The sequence below is a fragment of the Pseudofrankia coriaricola genome, assembly GCF_032027725.1.
Classification (GTDB): Bacteria; Actinomycetota; Actinomycetes; order Frankiales; family Frankiaceae; genus Pseudofrankia.
Genome location: NZ_JASNFO010000045.1, coordinates 1 through 14,384, shown reverse-complemented (window position 1 = coordinate 14,384; position 14,384 = coordinate 1). Strand labels below are relative to the sequence as shown.

Below are 14,384 nucleotides of genomic sequence, written 5' to 3'. Positions count from 1 at the left end.
CAGTTTGGTGAGGATGCTGGCGATGTGGCTTTCGACGGTCTTGGCCCGAGGACGAGCTGGCGGGAGATAGCCGCGTTGGACCGGCCCTGGGCCATCAGCGCCAGCACGGTGCGTTCGCGTTCGCTCAGCGCGGCGAGCCGGCCCTGGTTGCCGTGCCGGCTTAGCGCCGAAGCCAGGTCAGTACGGCGAGCACTCGACGGTGGTCATCGGGTGCGGGCGGAAGGTCGAGCTTGGCGAGGATCCGTGCGACGTGGCTTTCTACCGTCTTCGTGTCGATCACCAGGCATGACGCGATGCCCTGGTTCGAGCGACCTGCGGCCATCAGGTCGAGCACCTCGCGCTCTCGCTCGGTCAGGCGCGCCAGCTGGACGGCGACGGCCCGGTTGCCCATGAGCAGCCCGATGAGCTCGGGGTCGATCACGGTTTCGCCGGCCGCGATGCGGCGTAGCGCGTCCCGCAGCACGGAGACGTTGACGATGCGGTCCTTGAGGAGGTAGCCGAGACTGCGCGGGCTGGACCGGACCAGGTCGGCGACAAAGGTTGTCTCGATGACTTGCGAGAGCAGCAGGATGCCGATGGTCGGATGGGCCGCGCGCAGGGCGAGCGCTGCCCTGGCGCCCTCGTGGGTGAATGTCGGCGGCATCCGGATGTCGACGATGGCGACCTCCGGTTGATGGATCTGTACCGCGGGCAGCAGCGCGGCGGCGTCAGCGACCTTCGCCGCCACCTCGACGCCCACCTCGGTGAGCAGGCGCTCCAGCCCGTCGCGCAGCAGGCCCGAGTCGTCGGCGATCACAACCCGCACGGCAGCACCACCTCGACGACGGTCCCCTGGCCCGGCGGTGAGTGCAGCGACAGGTGCCCGCCGATCGTGTCCGCGCGGTCCCGCAGCCCGCGAAGGCCGTTCCCGTTGGAGTCGGCGCCACCGACACCGTCGTCGGTGACGGCGAGGTGCAGCTTCCGGTCGTCGGCGATGTGGGCCTGCACTTGGATGCGTGACGCGGCGGCGTGCTTCTGCGCGTTGACGATGATTTCGGTGACCAGGAACCACGCGGTCAGCTCGATGGGCTCGGGCAGTCGCGGCACGTCGACCGACAGCTCGACGGGCACGGTCGCCCGGCGGGCGGTCTCCTCCAGGGCGGCGGGGAGCCCGCCGTCGGTGAGTGCGGCCGGACGCAGGCCGTTGGCCAGCTCGCGGAGTTCCCGGATCGTCCGTCCGGCCGCTTCCGCCCCGGCCGCCAGCGCCGTTCGCATGCGGGTCGGTTCGCCGGACAGCTCCGCGGCCCGCAGCTCGAACGCCAACGCGAGCAGGGACTGCTGCGCACCGTCGTGCAGATCCTGCTCCACCCGACGCCGCTCGGCGAACTGCGCGGCCACCAGGCGCTGCCCGGCGGCCCGCAGGTGCGCCCGCAGCCGGATGTTGTCCAGCTCGCCGGCAGCCAGCTCGGCGACAGCGCGGACGGTGCCCGGGTCGCTGCGGGCCGGGTCGTGGTGCAGGCGGGCGACCTCGGTGCCAGCGTGCGTCGCCGGAACGGTGTCATCCCCCGCGGCGGCCTGGCGCCCGTCGGCCCGAATCCACCGGCCTGATACCTCGTCGGCGAATACCGCGTACGCCGACGGGTCCTCCAGCGCGTCCCGCAGCAGGGCGTCGACGTCGCCCCCTGCCTTGCCGTGTTCGAGTGCCGCCCGCACGGTCGCCTCGGCCCGGTAGCGTCGCTTGTTGAAGCGGCGGTCGAGCGTGTCCTGCAGCCAGGATCGCAGCGGGAGGAACAGCAGCGCCGCGGCGACCGCCCCGATCGTGGCGCCGACGGCCGGAGGGCCGAGACGTTCGCCAGGCACTCGCGCCACGGCGAGCACCGCCACCGCGTAAACGGCCGTGAGGACCGCCGAGAGCAGGCCGTACGTCACGGCGCGGGTGACGAACCGGTCCACGTCGTACAGCTGGAAGCGGAGCACGGCCAGGCCGGTGCCGATTGGCACCGAGACGATGAACATCACGGAGACCAGCACGACGACGTCGTGGCTCAGACCTAGTGCGATGGCGACGAACGCGACGGCGATCGACGGAGGCACGGTGGCGGCGGCGAGCGTGAGCCAGGCGAGCTGCCTGCGCTCCTCACCCCGGGCGCGGCGGAACCGGAGCACGAGCGAGACGCCGCCGAGCAGGACGGCGAGCATCAGGTAGTACACGCAGGCGACCAGCATCGGGTCGGTGAATCGGGCCACGGCCGGGTTGCGCCAGGGATTGGTGACATCTTCGTACGGAGCGTCCAGCGGTCGAACGGACACCAGCGCCAACAGGCAGGCGACCGCGGCGGCCGGCAGGATCAGCCGCGCCACCCACCGCCACCGCGGCGAGAGCGGACGTCCCGTCGGCGTCAGCAGCAGTACCAGCGCAAGGGGGGCAAGGAACCACACGAACGAGATGTCGCTGAGTACCGCCGCCACCGCCCCCATCGTGTGCGCGTGCGGTTCGACGTCGAGGCCGAAGACCGCGACGGTGTCGATGGCGGCCGACCCGACGCTGATGGCCGAGCCGAGCAACAGGAACAGCCAACCCGCTGGGTGACGCGGCTGCAACCAGGCGGCCAGCGAACCGACTCCGACGGAGGACAGCCACGCCGCGAGAAAGGCCCAGGTTGTCGGGTCGCTCCCCCGCGAGCGATCCGGATACCCGTGGCTGGCCAGCCACACGTCACCGGCCAGAGAACCGGCGGCGGCAGCGACGTTGGCCGCGCCGACGAGGACGACCGCGGAGCGTGACAGCGTCAGCCTGAACGTGCTGCCCATGCCGCCAGGATGCCAGCGTTCCGACCGGAGGTCGTCAGGGAATTCCCTGACGACGGTTTCCTGGCCTGCACTGACGATCGGCGGGCCCGAGCGGACGAGCGTGGCGAGCGAAGGCCGCGACTGGCGCGGCACGAGCCCGAAAGAAAGGTCGCACCATGTCCACCGCTCTCGATACCGAACCACAGACCGGGGCCGGTTCTTCGCTTCGGCCCGTTCTCATCGGCCTCTCCGTCGTCTTCCTGCTCACCTTCGCGCTCGCGTTCCTCGTCTTCGCCTCGCCCGAGATCGACGCCGAGGCGACCGGTGCCACCGTCCTGAAGGAATACACCCTGGGCCGGGCGACCCTCTACGGCGACATGGCTATCCAGGCGTTCGCCGCGTTGATCGTCTTCTGGGGCGTGTCGTTCCGTCGCGCCGTCGGGGGTGGCACCTGGACCTCGCAGGTCGGCCTGATCGGTGCGGCGCTGCTCGCGCTCACGTTGTCCCTCTTCGGTGTCACTGACGCGGCGATGTATCACGCCGTCCAGACGGGTATCCCGGAGACCGCCCAAGCGATCAACGTGATCAGCAACGCGTTCTTCCTGCCGCTCATGCTGTCGATGATCTGCCTGTACGTCGGCACCGGCCTGTCCGCGTGGACCACCGGCGCCCTGCCCAAATGGCTGGCCATTGTCTCACTCGTTCTGGGCGTGCTCGCTCCACTGGGCCCGGCCGGGTTCGTCCCGTTCACGCTGTTGCCGATCTGGGTCGTGATGGTCTCCGTCCTAGCCAAGCCACGCGGCTAGAGCGCGTATCTGGTTGTGATCAGGAGGTGGCCTGCGCGAGTTCCTTGATCCAGATCATGGGGGCGCGGAAGTGAAGACCGGCGAGGTAGCTGCCCGGGGTGTTGTCATAGCGGGTCGCGATACCCCGCCAGACCTTCAACCTGTTGATCAGCCGTTCGACGGTGTTCCGCTCCTTGCAGAGCTCGACGTCACGGCGGACGGGCCGGCCCCCGCCCGGCCTTTCCTCCTGCGGTTCGCGGCCTGGTCGACCTTCTCCGGGACGACCGCCGTGATCCCGCGTCCGCGCAGGTAGGCACGGTCACCGCGAGACGAGTACGCCTTGTCCCGGCCACCGGGCCGGGCCGGGTCCGGGGACGCCCGGCGGGCCTACCACCGTTCACCGGCGGGATGAAGCACGAGTTCACCGTCACCTGACCACCCAGCGATCGCCACAGCACCGCCACGACAACTCAGGCCTCGGTGGTCGGAACAGGGGGCCGACCACCGAGCCCCACCTCCACAGGCGTCGAAGAGCCCGCCGAGCGCGGCCCGGTTCGACCGCAGCCTCGGCCGCCGTAAGAACCGGCCCGGCAAACGCGGACGGACCAGGAACCGCACCGCCGCGGACCCCGCGGCCGAGGTCCACCCAGTAGATCACCGAGCTACTGCGTGGACTAGGTCACCGGACCGGGCGGTATGCACCGCCGCGTGAGGCAGCGAAACCGCAGGTCACGGCCTGAAACCGAGTTCTGGCACGGTACAGGCCTCCTGCGGGTAACTATTTACCGGTGCCAGCTGGGAGGGGTCGTGCGGTCGTGGGTGCCGTTGCGCTGGCGTCCGCGGCCGTGTGGCTCGCTGCCGCGGCGTGGCGTAGCGACGTCGCGATGTACGGGCACGCCTCGGCGACAGTTGTCGGTGATGTGGCGACCGGGCTTGCCTTCGTCGTCGCCGGGGCAGCGGGGCGTGGCCCGGCGGCGCAGCGGGTCCTCGTCGCACTTGTCGGCCTGGCGTGGCTGGCCGGTTCGGTGTGGGGTTGGGCCGTGCCGCTGCACCAGGCGGCGCTGCTGCTGATGCTGGCGGCCCATCCGTTCGGTCGCCTGCGCGCCGGGTTGCCGCTGTTCGGGCTCGTCGCGGGTGCGGCCATGGCGGTCGCGATCCCTGGTCCGGTGATCGTGGCGGTCGCTTTCGGGATCGAGGCGGCGCTGGTGGCGTGGACCGGTGCGCGTGGGCTGCCGCGTCGGCGTGCCTACACGGGGTGCGCCGCGGTTCTGCTGGCCGGGGTGCTTGTGCACGCGCATTGGCTGGGGGCGACCGCCCGGCCGGCGGAGCCGGGGGTCTATCAGACCGCGATGTGCCTCGTGGCCCTCGGTTTCGTTGTCGCGACCTGGCTGGGAGGGATCGCACCGGAGTCGCTGAGCCGGCAGTTGATCGGGGACGACGGGGCAGCCGGTATGGGCGGGTTGGCCGCCGTGTTGGGTGCCCTGCTTCGTGATCCGCGCCTCGAGGTCGTCGGCGGTGCGGTCGGGTCGGGTCTGGCGGTGCGGGTCGCGGGTGAGGTGGTGGCGACCGTTCGTTCGACGTCGCCGCTGCTGGCTGATCCTGTCGTCGTGGCGGCGGTGCAACGGTCGGTGCGGCTCGTTGTGGAGCATCAGCGGTTGCGTGCCGCCGACGAGCGGCGGCTCACCGGCCTCGCCGCGGCGCGGTTGCGGCTCATCGGCGCCGTCGATCGCGAACGGGCTCTGGTTACCGAAGCGCTGTCCGACCGCGTCAGTACTCCGGTCGCCGCCGCCGCGGCGCAGCTGGCCGAAGTGCCTCGCGTCGGCGAGGCCGGGCTCGCGCTCGATACCGTCGCCGAGTCGCTGGGCGCGGTGCAGGCGGAGCTGTCCGGGCTCGTGCGTGGGGTGCCGGCGGTCGCGCTGGGCCATGGTCGGCTCGCTGCCGCGTTCCGTACGCTGGCCGACGGTTCGCCGGTGCCCGTCGCGGTGGTGGCTGAGGGTGCTCCGTGGCTGTCCGCGCCGGTCGAGGCGGCGCTGTTCTTCATCGGTCGTGAGGCGGTCGTCAATGCTGTCAAGCACGCGGCGGCGGGACGGATCGAGGTTCGGTTGGCGGGGGGTGCCGGCAGTGTTGTGCTGGAGATCAGTGACGACGGGCGGGGTGGCGCTGACGCGGCCGGAGCGGGCCTTTCCGGGCTTGCGGACCGGGCCGGGGCGATCGGTGCGAGCGTTGCCATTGGCAGCCCACCGGGCGGGGGTACCCGGGTGGTGGTGCGCCTGCCTGTCCCCGCTACCTCGTGAGGCAGTCCGCCGGGATGTCTGGAAGGTCAACCCCGGGGTGCTCAGCGACCACCTGCTGGATCTTCGCCAGCAGGTGGGCCGACACCGGGTCGGCTGCCAGGCTGTCCAGCACTGGTCGTACGGCGTTGTGGAGTGCCGCGACATCGGCGTCAGCCGCGTCGTAGAACCTGACGCCGGCGGCGCACATCGCCGCGGCGGGAGCGGCCTCGTCGTAGGCGTAGTCGAGGGTGGCTTGCACCGCGGTGTCCGCGGCCTGCCGCAGCCAGCTCCGCTGCCGCGGGTCGAGACGTTCGTATGTCGCACGGTTGATCGTGAGCACTGTGATCTTCGGCCACAGCACGACGTTGCCGGTCACCGCCGGCAGCAGCGCGCCGTAGTGGTTCCGCTGGTACTGCGCGATGTCGATCTCGGCGCCCTGCAACGTGCCCTGGGCGACCAGGGTGGCGAAGTCGAAGCTCGCGGTGACCGGTCGACCGCCGAGCGCGGTGATGGTCTGCGTCTGCGCCGGCGAGTTGAACGAGCGGAACGTGGTCCCCTGCCAGTCGGCGGGGGAGAGCAGCGGCCGCTTGCCAAACGGGCGGCGCAGCGGGCCGGGGGCCAGCGCGAGGCCAGCCACGTCGCTCGAGTCGAGTGTCGCGAGCAGATCCCTGCCGACAGGACCGGTGGCGATCGCGTTCTCGGCTGCCCGCGACGTGATCACAAATGGCGCTTCCAACGCCTGCAGTCCGGGCAGCCCCGCGGCGGCGAAGGCCCGCGCGGAGGGGATGCCCAGGTCGAACTTCCCCAAGCCGATCGCCTTCACCAGGTCGGACTCGGCGTTCGGCTGGCCGCTTTCGAACTCGGTCGTCGTGCGCACCTTCAGCCGTCCGCCCGACAGGTCAGACAGCGTCTTGACCAGGGCGGTCGCGGCCGGGCTCTGGCCGTTCGGGTCGAGCACGTCGATCGTGCCAAGGGTCAGCACGACCGTTCGGTCGCCGGTCTTGTCCGCCACCGGAGGCGACCCGCAGGCGGCGGCAGCGGACAGGGCGAGCAGGGCGGCCGCGACGGCCGGTCGTCGAATGGTGCGCATCGTCGGCGTCCTTCCTCGGTGCCGTGCCGGGCGCTCGGCCGGCGCGGTGGACGCTAATGTGGCCGGCTGTTCACGGACACCGAGCTACCACGGCAACCGCCAGGGTCCGGCCGCGACGCGTCGCTGGACTGCTGCCCGCCGCCGCCCGCCGGTTCGTGGTCGGCGGGCTGATGCCACGCGCACCTGGCGTTGTGGCGACGCTGCTCGCGGGCTGCACGTGGGCGACGGCGGCAGGCGTCGAGCCGTTCGCGACGGTCGATTCGCCTGCCGCGGTCGGGCCGGCTGGTGTCGCGGTCTCGCTGACTGCCGTGCTGACCTGCTGGGCGCCACCGCGGCGGCCCGAGCCGGCGAGTGTCGGCCTCGCGATCGTCGCCGCGGTGTGGCTGGCCGGGTCGCTACAGGGGTTGCAGGGCTTGACCGACCCGGTGATGGCGGTGGCGCTGGCGAGCCCGGTGCTGGCACAGGTGGGCTTCGCCGTCGTGCTCGACCCGGCGCGGCGTTGGAGCGTCGCGGTCGCGCTGTTCACGGTGCTCGCCTTCGTGGTGCATCTCGCCGGCTACCAGCCGCTGCTGGACCCGGGCTGCCTGAGCCCGTGCGCGGATCTGAGCGCGCCGCTGGCCGACCGCCTCGGCGCACGCTTCGCCCTTGGCGCGGCGCTGGTTCCCGATCTGTGTGCCGCCACGCTGGTGGTCGGTCTCGCGTGCCGCGGCCATGGCCGCGCACTGGTTCGCGCCGGCGTCGCCGCCAGTGCCGTGGCCTTCGCCGTCGCCGACGTGATGCCCTGGTGGCGCTGGGGGGAGCTCACCTCGACGCCGCTGCCTGATCAGGTCCGCACTGCCGCGGTCGCCCTGGTCACCGCCGTCGTGCTGGTCGCGGTGCTACGGCGGTGGCAGGCTCGCCGTGACCTCGCCGTCCTCGCCCGGCAGCTCGACAACGGCTCCGGGATCCGGTTGCGCGGCGTTCGGGATGTGCATTTCGCTGTCCCGGGATCGTCCCGCTGGGTCGATGTGGACGGACTGGAGGTGAACGCCGAGGCGGGTGCGTTCCCGGCGGCTGTCGTGCTGACCGGTCGGGACGGCGAACCCGCCGTGCGTCTGGTGGCCGCGTCGCGGGCACACCCGGACCTGACGGCCCTTCCGCCGACGCTGCGGCTGGCGCTGGACAACGCCCGGCTGGACGTGATGGGAAGGGTCCGGCTCGCCGACCTGCGCGCCTCCCAGGCGCGCATCGTGGCGACGGCCGACGCCGAGCGGCGGCGCATCGAGCGAGACCTGCACGACGGCGCGCAGCAGCGGCTGGTCGGCGCGGCGATACACCTTTCAGCGGCGCGCAACCGGCTACCCGACGCGGGCGTCCAGGCCGTCAGGCGGATCCAGGCTCTGATACACGACGCGCTCGCCGGCCTGCGGGACATCTCGCACGGCGCCCTGCTCGGGGTCCTCGGCGCAGAGGGACTCGAGGCCGCCATCGAGGACCTGGTCGACTTCACCGATCTCGAGGTCGACCTGACGATCGGGGATCTGCCGTCACTCGCGGCGCCGGTGGAGCGGGCCGCGTACGGCGTCGTCGCCGCCGGGCTGGCGATCGCCGAGCGCGGCGCGGCTGCCGGCCCGGCGTCCGTCCGCGTCGGGGTGATCGGCGATTCCTTCACCGTGGTCGTTCGGATCACCATGAACGTTTCCGCGGCCGACCGGATCACCGACGCGTCCGACCGGGTAGGTGCGACAGGTGGCATCTTCATCGTCGACAATGATGCCCACACCACCTGGCTTACAGGAGTGTGGCTATGCGCATCGTGATCGCCGACGACACGCTGATCGTGCGCGCCGGCCTCAGACACCTCCTGGCGCCGACCGAGGTCGAGATCGTCGGCGAGGCAGCCGACGGCACCGAACTGCTCCGGCTCGTCGCCACCGCCCGCCCTGACGCCGCGATCGTCGACATCCGCATGCCACCGACCCGCACGGACGAGGGCATCGTGGCCGCCCGCATCATCCGCGACAGGCACCCCGACACTGCCGTGCTCGTGCTCAGCGAGTACCTTCAGCCGCGCTACGCCGACCGGCTGCTGGCCAACCGTCCGGCAGGGCTGGGCTACCTGCTGAAGGAGCGCGTAGCCGACCTGACGACACTCGTCGACGCATTGGAACGGATACACGCCGGCGAGTGCGTCGTCGACCCGACGATCATCGAACGGCTCATGGCGATGCGGGCCAACTCTCCGCTCAAGGACCTCACCAGCCGCGAGCGACAGGTCCTCACGCTCCTCGCCGAAGGCCGCTCCAACGCCGCGGTCGCGACCCGGCTCGGGATCGCCGAACGCAGCGTCGAGTCGCTGTGCGCCGCGCTGTTCCGCAAGCTCGGCCTGGAACCGGACCCGGACGTCAACCGGCGCGTGCTGGCCGTCCTGACACTCCTGCGCCCGCCACGCCCGGGATCTTCTGCGCCGCCCCGTTAGCGGATTCAAGGTCGATAACCCCACACCGAGTTAGCACGGTGTCGGTCGACCCCGGTCCGTCCGTAACGTCCTCGCCAACATGCCCGGCTGGAGGACACCAACCATGACCATTCCGCGAATCTCGCGACTCATCGCTGCACTCGCCGCCGCGACCGCGATGCTTGCCGCGTGCGGTAGCTCCGGCACAGGCACCATGTCGACCGCAACCTCGCCCGCGACTTTGGCCGCCGCCACAGCCCGCTCGACCTCGACCACGCCGCCTCCGGCCGTGGAATCCACCACCCTGCCCGCCAGCGAGCCACCGATCCCCAACGGCGTCTACCGGACAAGCCTGACGACCGACGCCATCCTTGCCAGCGGCGGCTACGACACGAGCGCCGCGGGAACCTGGACGCTCACTATCAAGAACGGAACCTACACACTCGCCTGCCGGTGGATCGACACCAACGGAGATGGCTGCGGCAACAGCCGTCACCGGGAAGGCGACATGATCGTCGAGGCCGGGCCGGTACGCGGTGACGCGAAGACGGTCTGGCTCGCGTCGGACCTCACCGCGGTGGCCAAGCTCAACGGCTGCAAGCCCGGCGAATGCGGCGTGCCAGACCCATACCGGTTCGGCTGGCAGGTGGACGGGACCGATCTCGTGTTGAGCGACTTCGTCGGGTTCGGCCAGAACGCCGGAGCCGACTGCTACAACAGCTTCACACTCACCCACTGGAAGAAGATCAGCTAGCGGCGTGGCTGGGATGCTCGCCCGTCCACGGCATGGTCCCAGCTGGGACGAGCAGCCCCTGATCCACATACCCGCGCCGGAACGGCCCTGAGCGGGCCGCAGAGCGCCGAACCCTGTCCCGCCGCCTTCCTTCCCTACCGGCCGCCGTCGGATTCGTGGCTCTACGGCCGCTTCAGGGTCTCGCTCCGCGAGCCCGGATCACCATGCTGTGAACCTTTTGTATGGGCGTAGCCGTCTGTGCTTCTTGCCAGCCCACCGCGTCAGGCTGCTTGATTCCGCCCCTGGCGACGGCTTTGGTTACGCCCTTGTCCAAGTGTAAAAACTTTTCTGGAGGAAGACATGGCGGTAATCGGGGGAGTCCGCGGGCGGCTTGTACTTCCCGCGCTCGCGGCGGCCGTGGTGGGGGCGGTCCTCGCCGGGTGCGGCGCGGACGACGGGATCGGATCGGTGCCCGGGGCGCAGCCTCTGGCCGCGTCGTCGGCGTCGTCGTCGGCGCTGGCCGAGGAGTGGTGTTCGGACCTTGTCGCGATCAACCTGACCGAGCCTGACGTCCCCGCCGACGCGGACGCGGCAACAGCCGACAAGATCGCCCAGCGGTGGTTCGACGAGGAGCTCCTACCGCTCCTCGACAACGTCGTCTCCGGCGCTCCACCAGCCGCGGCCAACGCCACCGCGACGATCGGGAAGATCATAAAAGAGGGTGGCCTCGAGGCGCTCGACGATCCCGCCTTCCTACCGGCGGAGGCAGCCGTGAACGAGGCCGCAGTGCCCGCCTGCGGAGCACAAAAGATCACCATCACCGCGGCCGACTACGCGTTCCACGGCGCTCCGGACAGCCTTCCCACAGGCCTGGCAGTGATCCGTTTCATCGGCGGCGGCGGCGAGCTGCACGAACTGATGCTGCTGCGCAAACTGCCGGGGACGACCCAGTCCTTCGACGAGCTACTCGCCCTGCCCGAGGAAGAGTCGGCCAAACTCACGGAGTTCGTCGGGGGGCTGTTCGTCACTCCTGACCAGACCGACACGGCCGTCGTCGACCTACCGCCTGGCAACTACCTGATGGTCTCCACCGTGCCGATCGGGCTCACCCCGCAGGCCGCCGAAAGCGGCGTCCCACCCACCGGCGAACCACAGTTCACCCGCGGCATGAAGCACGAGTTCACCGTCACCTGACCACCCAGCGATCGCCACAGCACCGCCACGACAACGCGGGCCTCGGTGGTCGGAACAGGGGGCCGACCACCGAGCCCCGCCTCCGCAGGCGTCGAAGAGCCCGCCGGGCGCGGCCCGGTTCGACCGCAGCCTCGGCCGCCGTAAGAACCGGCCCGGCAAACGAGGACGGACCAGGAACCGCACCGCCGCGGACCCCGCGGCCGAGGTCCACCCAGTAGATCACCGAGCTACTGGGTGGACCGGGTCACCGGACCGGGCGGTAAGGCCCGCGAGCTCACCGGGCTCGTCCGTCCTTGCTCGCATGATCCTGACCAGGAGCCAGATCTCCACCTCAGCGTGTGGTTCTCAACAAACGAGGAGAACAACGATGCCACCCACACCTGCTCACGCTCGACGATCACCCACCGGCAGAGATCCACCGTGGCCGCTCGGAAAGGTCGCCGCGGCGGCGCTCACCTTTCTCACCGTCCTCATGGCTGTCCTGAGCGGCTGCGGCGGTTCGGAAGCCCGCCTGCGGTGTTCCAGCCTCCGGGTCGACCCCCGCCAATGCGGACGACTCGTCGCGATCATCAGCAATCTCGGCGACCGGATCCGTGAAGCGCGCGCCAACGGCTGGCGCGGCGAGGTCCAGGGGCTCCAGACGAGTCTGGACGCCGCGACACGCAAGCTCGTGAGCCTGGACCGCGCACGTCCACCCGGCCCCATCGGCCTCGGCCTCCCCGTTATCGGCTCTCCGTGAGCGGGGTGTAACTTCCGCAGTAACTACAAGAACGCCTCGTCCAGGGCTGGGTCTTGCGCGATGTGCGCAGCGCCGTCAGGTTTCTCTCGCGTGGAAGGTGTATACGGCACGCGTGATCGGCTTGGGCGCCGAGAACGACAGCACCTTCTCCGCGGCTACTCGTGGAGACTGGCGAGCTGATCAATCCTGTCGTCCCCGCTGGACCTGCGCTGTCTGCCCTCCACGTTCACGCGGGACGCCTGGCTCGACGCTGTCTCGCCGGGTCACCCACGAACGTTGCGGTGGACTCCAATCCGGCTCGCGCAGGGTGGTTGGCCGTGTGGTGTTCGTGTGACCCCAACCGGACGCAGCCTCGGGAACATCGCGCCTCGGTGGTGGGGCGGTCCCCTTGGGGCTGCGGGAAGGGCGCGTCTCTGCCGCCCCTCGGTATGGCCCGCTATAGCGTGAACGTGACTGTTCGTGCCGTCTGCGTCAGCGGCGTGCGGGGACTGCGGGGCTGGGCCTCGCGGATATTACGGGGGCGAAGGATGCGGGAGCGTCTGCTCGAACAAGTGCGGGCACGGCTGGAACGGTTTCAAGTCGACCGGAATCCGGCCACGGTTCTGGATCCAGAAGCGGTCGCCGAGATGACGGCTCTGCTCGACACGGTCCCCGATCCAGCGGAGGACCTGGAGATCGCCCGGATGGCGGGGTGGCTGCACTGGGCGCGCTACCTGGTCCTCGAGTCCGGTGAGGACCAGGAGGATCTCGCCGCCGCGCTGGCGTTGTTCGCGCCCGTGTACCAGGCCCGCCCAGACGCGGTCCCCGACGAGGTGCGCACCTTCTTCGGCGACCAGCGGCCGGACGCGGCCAGTTCTGCCCAGGCCTGGTCCGCTCGTGCGGTCGCTCTGCTGCGCGAGACGATGCGCAGCGGTGACCGGGCCACCCTGAACGACGCCATCGACCTGTTTCGACAGGCGGTGGACGCCACCCCCACCGACCACCCCGACCGCGCCATGTACCTGTCCAACCTCGGCCTCGCCCTACAGGCCCGGTTCGAGCGGGTCGGGGAGCTGGCGGACCTGAACGACACCATCGACCTGTTTCGACAGACGGTGGACGCCACCCCCACCGACCACCCCAACCGCGCCAGATACCTGTCCGACCTCCGCAGTGAACCGCGCCGGGTTTGATGGAGGGAGTCAAACCAGGAGGAAGCGGACGACATGGGTGCGCCGAGGAAGTACCCCGATGAGCTGCGGGAACGGGCGATCCGGCTGGTGCTGGACGCCAGGGCCGAGTCGGGGACGAGCGCGAAGGGCGCGTGTCAGCGGATCGGCGCGCAGCTGGGGATCTCACCGGAGACGCTGCGGGTGTGGGTCGCGAAGGCCGAGGTCGACGCGGGCACGCGGCCGGGTGTGCCGAGTGAGGTGGCCGAGCGGCTGGCGCAGTTGGAGCGGGAGAACCGGGAGTTGCGGCGGGCGAACGAGATTCTGAAGTCGGCGTCGGCTTTCTTCGCGGCGGAGCTCGACCGCCCGCGCCGGTAGTCATCGACTATATCGACGGGCACAAGGAACGGTTCGGGGTCGAGCCGATCTGTGCCGTGCTGAAGGATGCCGGTATCCAGATCGCCCCGAGTACCTACTACACCTCGAAGAAACGGTCGCCGTCGCGACGGGCGGCTACCGATACCGAGACCTTGAAGGAGATAGAACGGGTACACACTGATAACTACGGTGTCTACGGTGTGCGGAAGGTCTATGCGCAGCTGGCCCGTGAGGGCGGGGTCGGCGGTCGCCACATTGCCCGCTGCACGGTGGCCCGTCTCATGCGCCACGCCGGCCTGCGGGGCGTCTCCCGGCTGCGGGCGCCGCGGACGACGGTGCGTGCCCAGGGGCCGGACACCCGGCCTGACCTGGTCAGACGGAAGTTCGTTGCCCCGGCGCCGAACAGGCTGTGGGTCGCTGACATCACCTACATCCGCACGTTTTCCGGCTGGGTCTACGCGGCGTTCGTCCTCGACGTCTTCTCCCGAAGAATCGTCGGCTGGCAGCTTTCCAGAAACCTCTACAAGGAGTTGGCGATCGACGCGCTGAACATGGCGGTCTGGACCCGCCGGCGCGCCGGCGCCGACCTGGCGAAGCTCATCCACCATTCTGACAGGGGCTCGCAATATATCTCGATCAAGTACACCGAGACGCTCGGCGAGGTCGACGCGGTCGCTTCGGTCGGTTCCGCCGGTGATTCCTACGACAACGCGATGGCCGAGGCGTTCAACTCGCTGTTCAAGGCCGAACTGATCCGTAGCAGAGGGCCGTGGACCGGCCACTCCGATCTCGAGATCGCGGTCGCGGAGTACATCGACTGGTACAACCACCGCCGGCT

At 70.3% G+C, this 14,384-nt stretch carries 10 protein-coding genes, 2 pseudogenes and 1 other annotated feature; of the genes and pseudogenes, 8 read left to right on the top strand and 4 right to left on the bottom strand.

Annotated elements, in window-relative coordinates:
* Positions 1-160: 160 nt before the first annotated feature.
* Entirely contained in the window at positions 161-805 is a 645-nt protein-coding gene (locus QOZ89_RS24310) for a response regulator transcription factor (protein WP_312625458.1), read from the bottom strand.
* Complete coding sequence (locus tag QOZ89_RS24305; RefSeq protein WP_312625456.1) at positions 793-2,790, bottom strand: sensor histidine kinase; 1,998 nt, start codon at positions 2,788-2,790, stop codon at positions 793-795. Before QOZ89_RS24305 ends, QOZ89_RS24310 begins: the two co-directional genes overlap by 13 nt.
* A gap of 155 nt (positions 2,791-2,945) precedes the next feature.
* Here QOZ89_RS24305 and QOZ89_RS24300 point away from each other — a divergent pair, with 155 nt between their 5' ends.
* A complete protein-coding gene (locus QOZ89_RS24300) occupies positions 2,946-3,575 on the top strand; it encodes a hypothetical protein (protein WP_312625454.1) in 630 nt (209 codons plus the stop codon).
* Between the two features lie 19 nt (positions 3,576-3,594).
* Here QOZ89_RS24300 and QOZ89_RS24295 read toward each other — a convergent pair.
* Positions 3,595-4,130 (bottom strand): annotated as a pseudogene (locus QOZ89_RS24295) (transposase family protein); the annotation flags it as partial.
* 239 nt (positions 4,131-4,369) lie between these two features.
* On the opposite strand from QOZ89_RS24295, the gene QOZ89_RS24290 reads away from it, so the two are divergent.
* Positions 4,370-5,848 (top strand): sensor histidine kinase, encoded by a 1,479-nt coding sequence (locus QOZ89_RS24290; RefSeq protein ID WP_312625453.1) that lies wholly within the window; start codon positions 4,370-4,372, stop codon positions 5,846-5,848.
* Here the strand turns inward: QOZ89_RS24290 and QOZ89_RS24285 are convergent.
* Positions 5,838-6,917 (bottom strand): TRAP transporter substrate-binding protein, encoded by a 1,080-nt coding sequence (locus QOZ89_RS24285; RefSeq protein ID WP_312625451.1) that lies wholly within the window; start codon positions 6,915-6,917, stop codon positions 5,838-5,840. The genes QOZ89_RS24290 and QOZ89_RS24285 overlap by 11 nt on opposite strands.
* A 170-nt stretch (positions 6,918-7,087) precedes the next feature.
* On the opposite strand from QOZ89_RS24285, the gene QOZ89_RS24280 reads away from it, so the two are divergent.
* From QOZ89_RS24280 to QOZ89_RS24255, 6 genes and pseudogenes are all read left to right on the top strand, one after another.
* Entirely contained in the window at positions 7,088-8,716 is a 1,629-nt protein-coding gene (locus tag QOZ89_RS24280) for a sensor histidine kinase (protein WP_312625449.1), read from the top strand.
* Entirely contained in the window at positions 8,704-9,375 is a 672-nt protein-coding gene (locus tag QOZ89_RS24275) for a response regulator (RefSeq protein ID WP_312625447.1), read from the top strand. Before QOZ89_RS24280 ends, QOZ89_RS24275 begins: the two co-directional genes overlap by 13 nt.
* A 103-nt stretch (positions 9,376-9,478) precedes the next feature.
* Complete coding sequence (locus QOZ89_RS24270) at positions 9,479-10,108, top strand: hypothetical protein (protein ID WP_312625445.1); 630 nt, start codon at positions 9,479-9,481, stop codon at positions 10,106-10,108.
* A gap of 339 nt (positions 10,109-10,447) precedes the next feature.
* A complete protein-coding gene (locus QOZ89_RS24265; protein WP_312625443.1) occupies positions 10,448-11,281 on the top strand; it encodes a hypothetical protein in 834 nt (277 codons plus the stop codon).
* A gap of 1,266 nt (positions 11,282-12,547) precedes the next feature.
* Positions 12,548-13,192: a hypothetical protein gene (locus QOZ89_RS24260; RefSeq protein ID WP_312625441.1), complete on the top strand. Its 645-nt coding sequence runs from the start codon at positions 12,548-12,550 to the stop codon at positions 13,190-13,192.
* Between the two features lie 33 nt (positions 13,193-13,225).
* Positions 13,226-14,384, top strand: a pseudogene (locus QOZ89_RS24255) (IS3 family transposase); the annotation flags it as partial.
* Positions 13,507-13,635, top strand: a sequence feature (AL1L pseudoknot). (Overlaps the previous pseudogene by 129 nt.)

Excerpts from the sequence above, each read along its gene's own strand:
- QOZ89_RS24305 (WP_312625456.1), bottom strand. The coding sequence starts at position 2,790 with ATGGGCAGCACGTTCAGGCTGACGCTGTCACGCTCCGCGGTCGTCCTC.
- QOZ89_RS24300 (WP_312625454.1), top strand. The coding sequence starts at position 2,946 with ATGTCCACCGCTCTCGATACCGAACCACAGACCGGGGCCGGTTCTTCG.
- QOZ89_RS24285 (WP_312625451.1), bottom strand. The coding sequence starts at position 6,917 with ATGCGCACCATTCGACGACCGGCCGTCGCGGCCGCCCTGCTCGCCCTG.
- QOZ89_RS24280 (WP_312625449.1), top strand. The coding sequence starts at position 7,088 with ATGCCACGCGCACCTGGCGTTGTGGCGACGCTGCTCGCGGGCTGCACG.
- QOZ89_RS24275 (WP_312625447.1), top strand. The coding sequence starts at position 8,704 with ATGCGCATCGTGATCGCCGACGACACGCTGATCGTGCGCGCCGGCCTC.
- QOZ89_RS24270 (WP_312625445.1), top strand. The coding sequence starts at position 9,479 with ATGACCATTCCGCGAATCTCGCGACTCATCGCTGCACTCGCCGCCGCG.
- QOZ89_RS24265 (WP_312625443.1), top strand. The coding sequence starts at position 10,448 with ATGGCGGTAATCGGGGGAGTCCGCGGGCGGCTTGTACTTCCCGCGCTC.
- QOZ89_RS24260 (WP_312625441.1), top strand. The coding sequence starts at position 12,548 with ATGCGGGAGCGTCTGCTCGAACAAGTGCGGGCACGGCTGGAACGGTTT.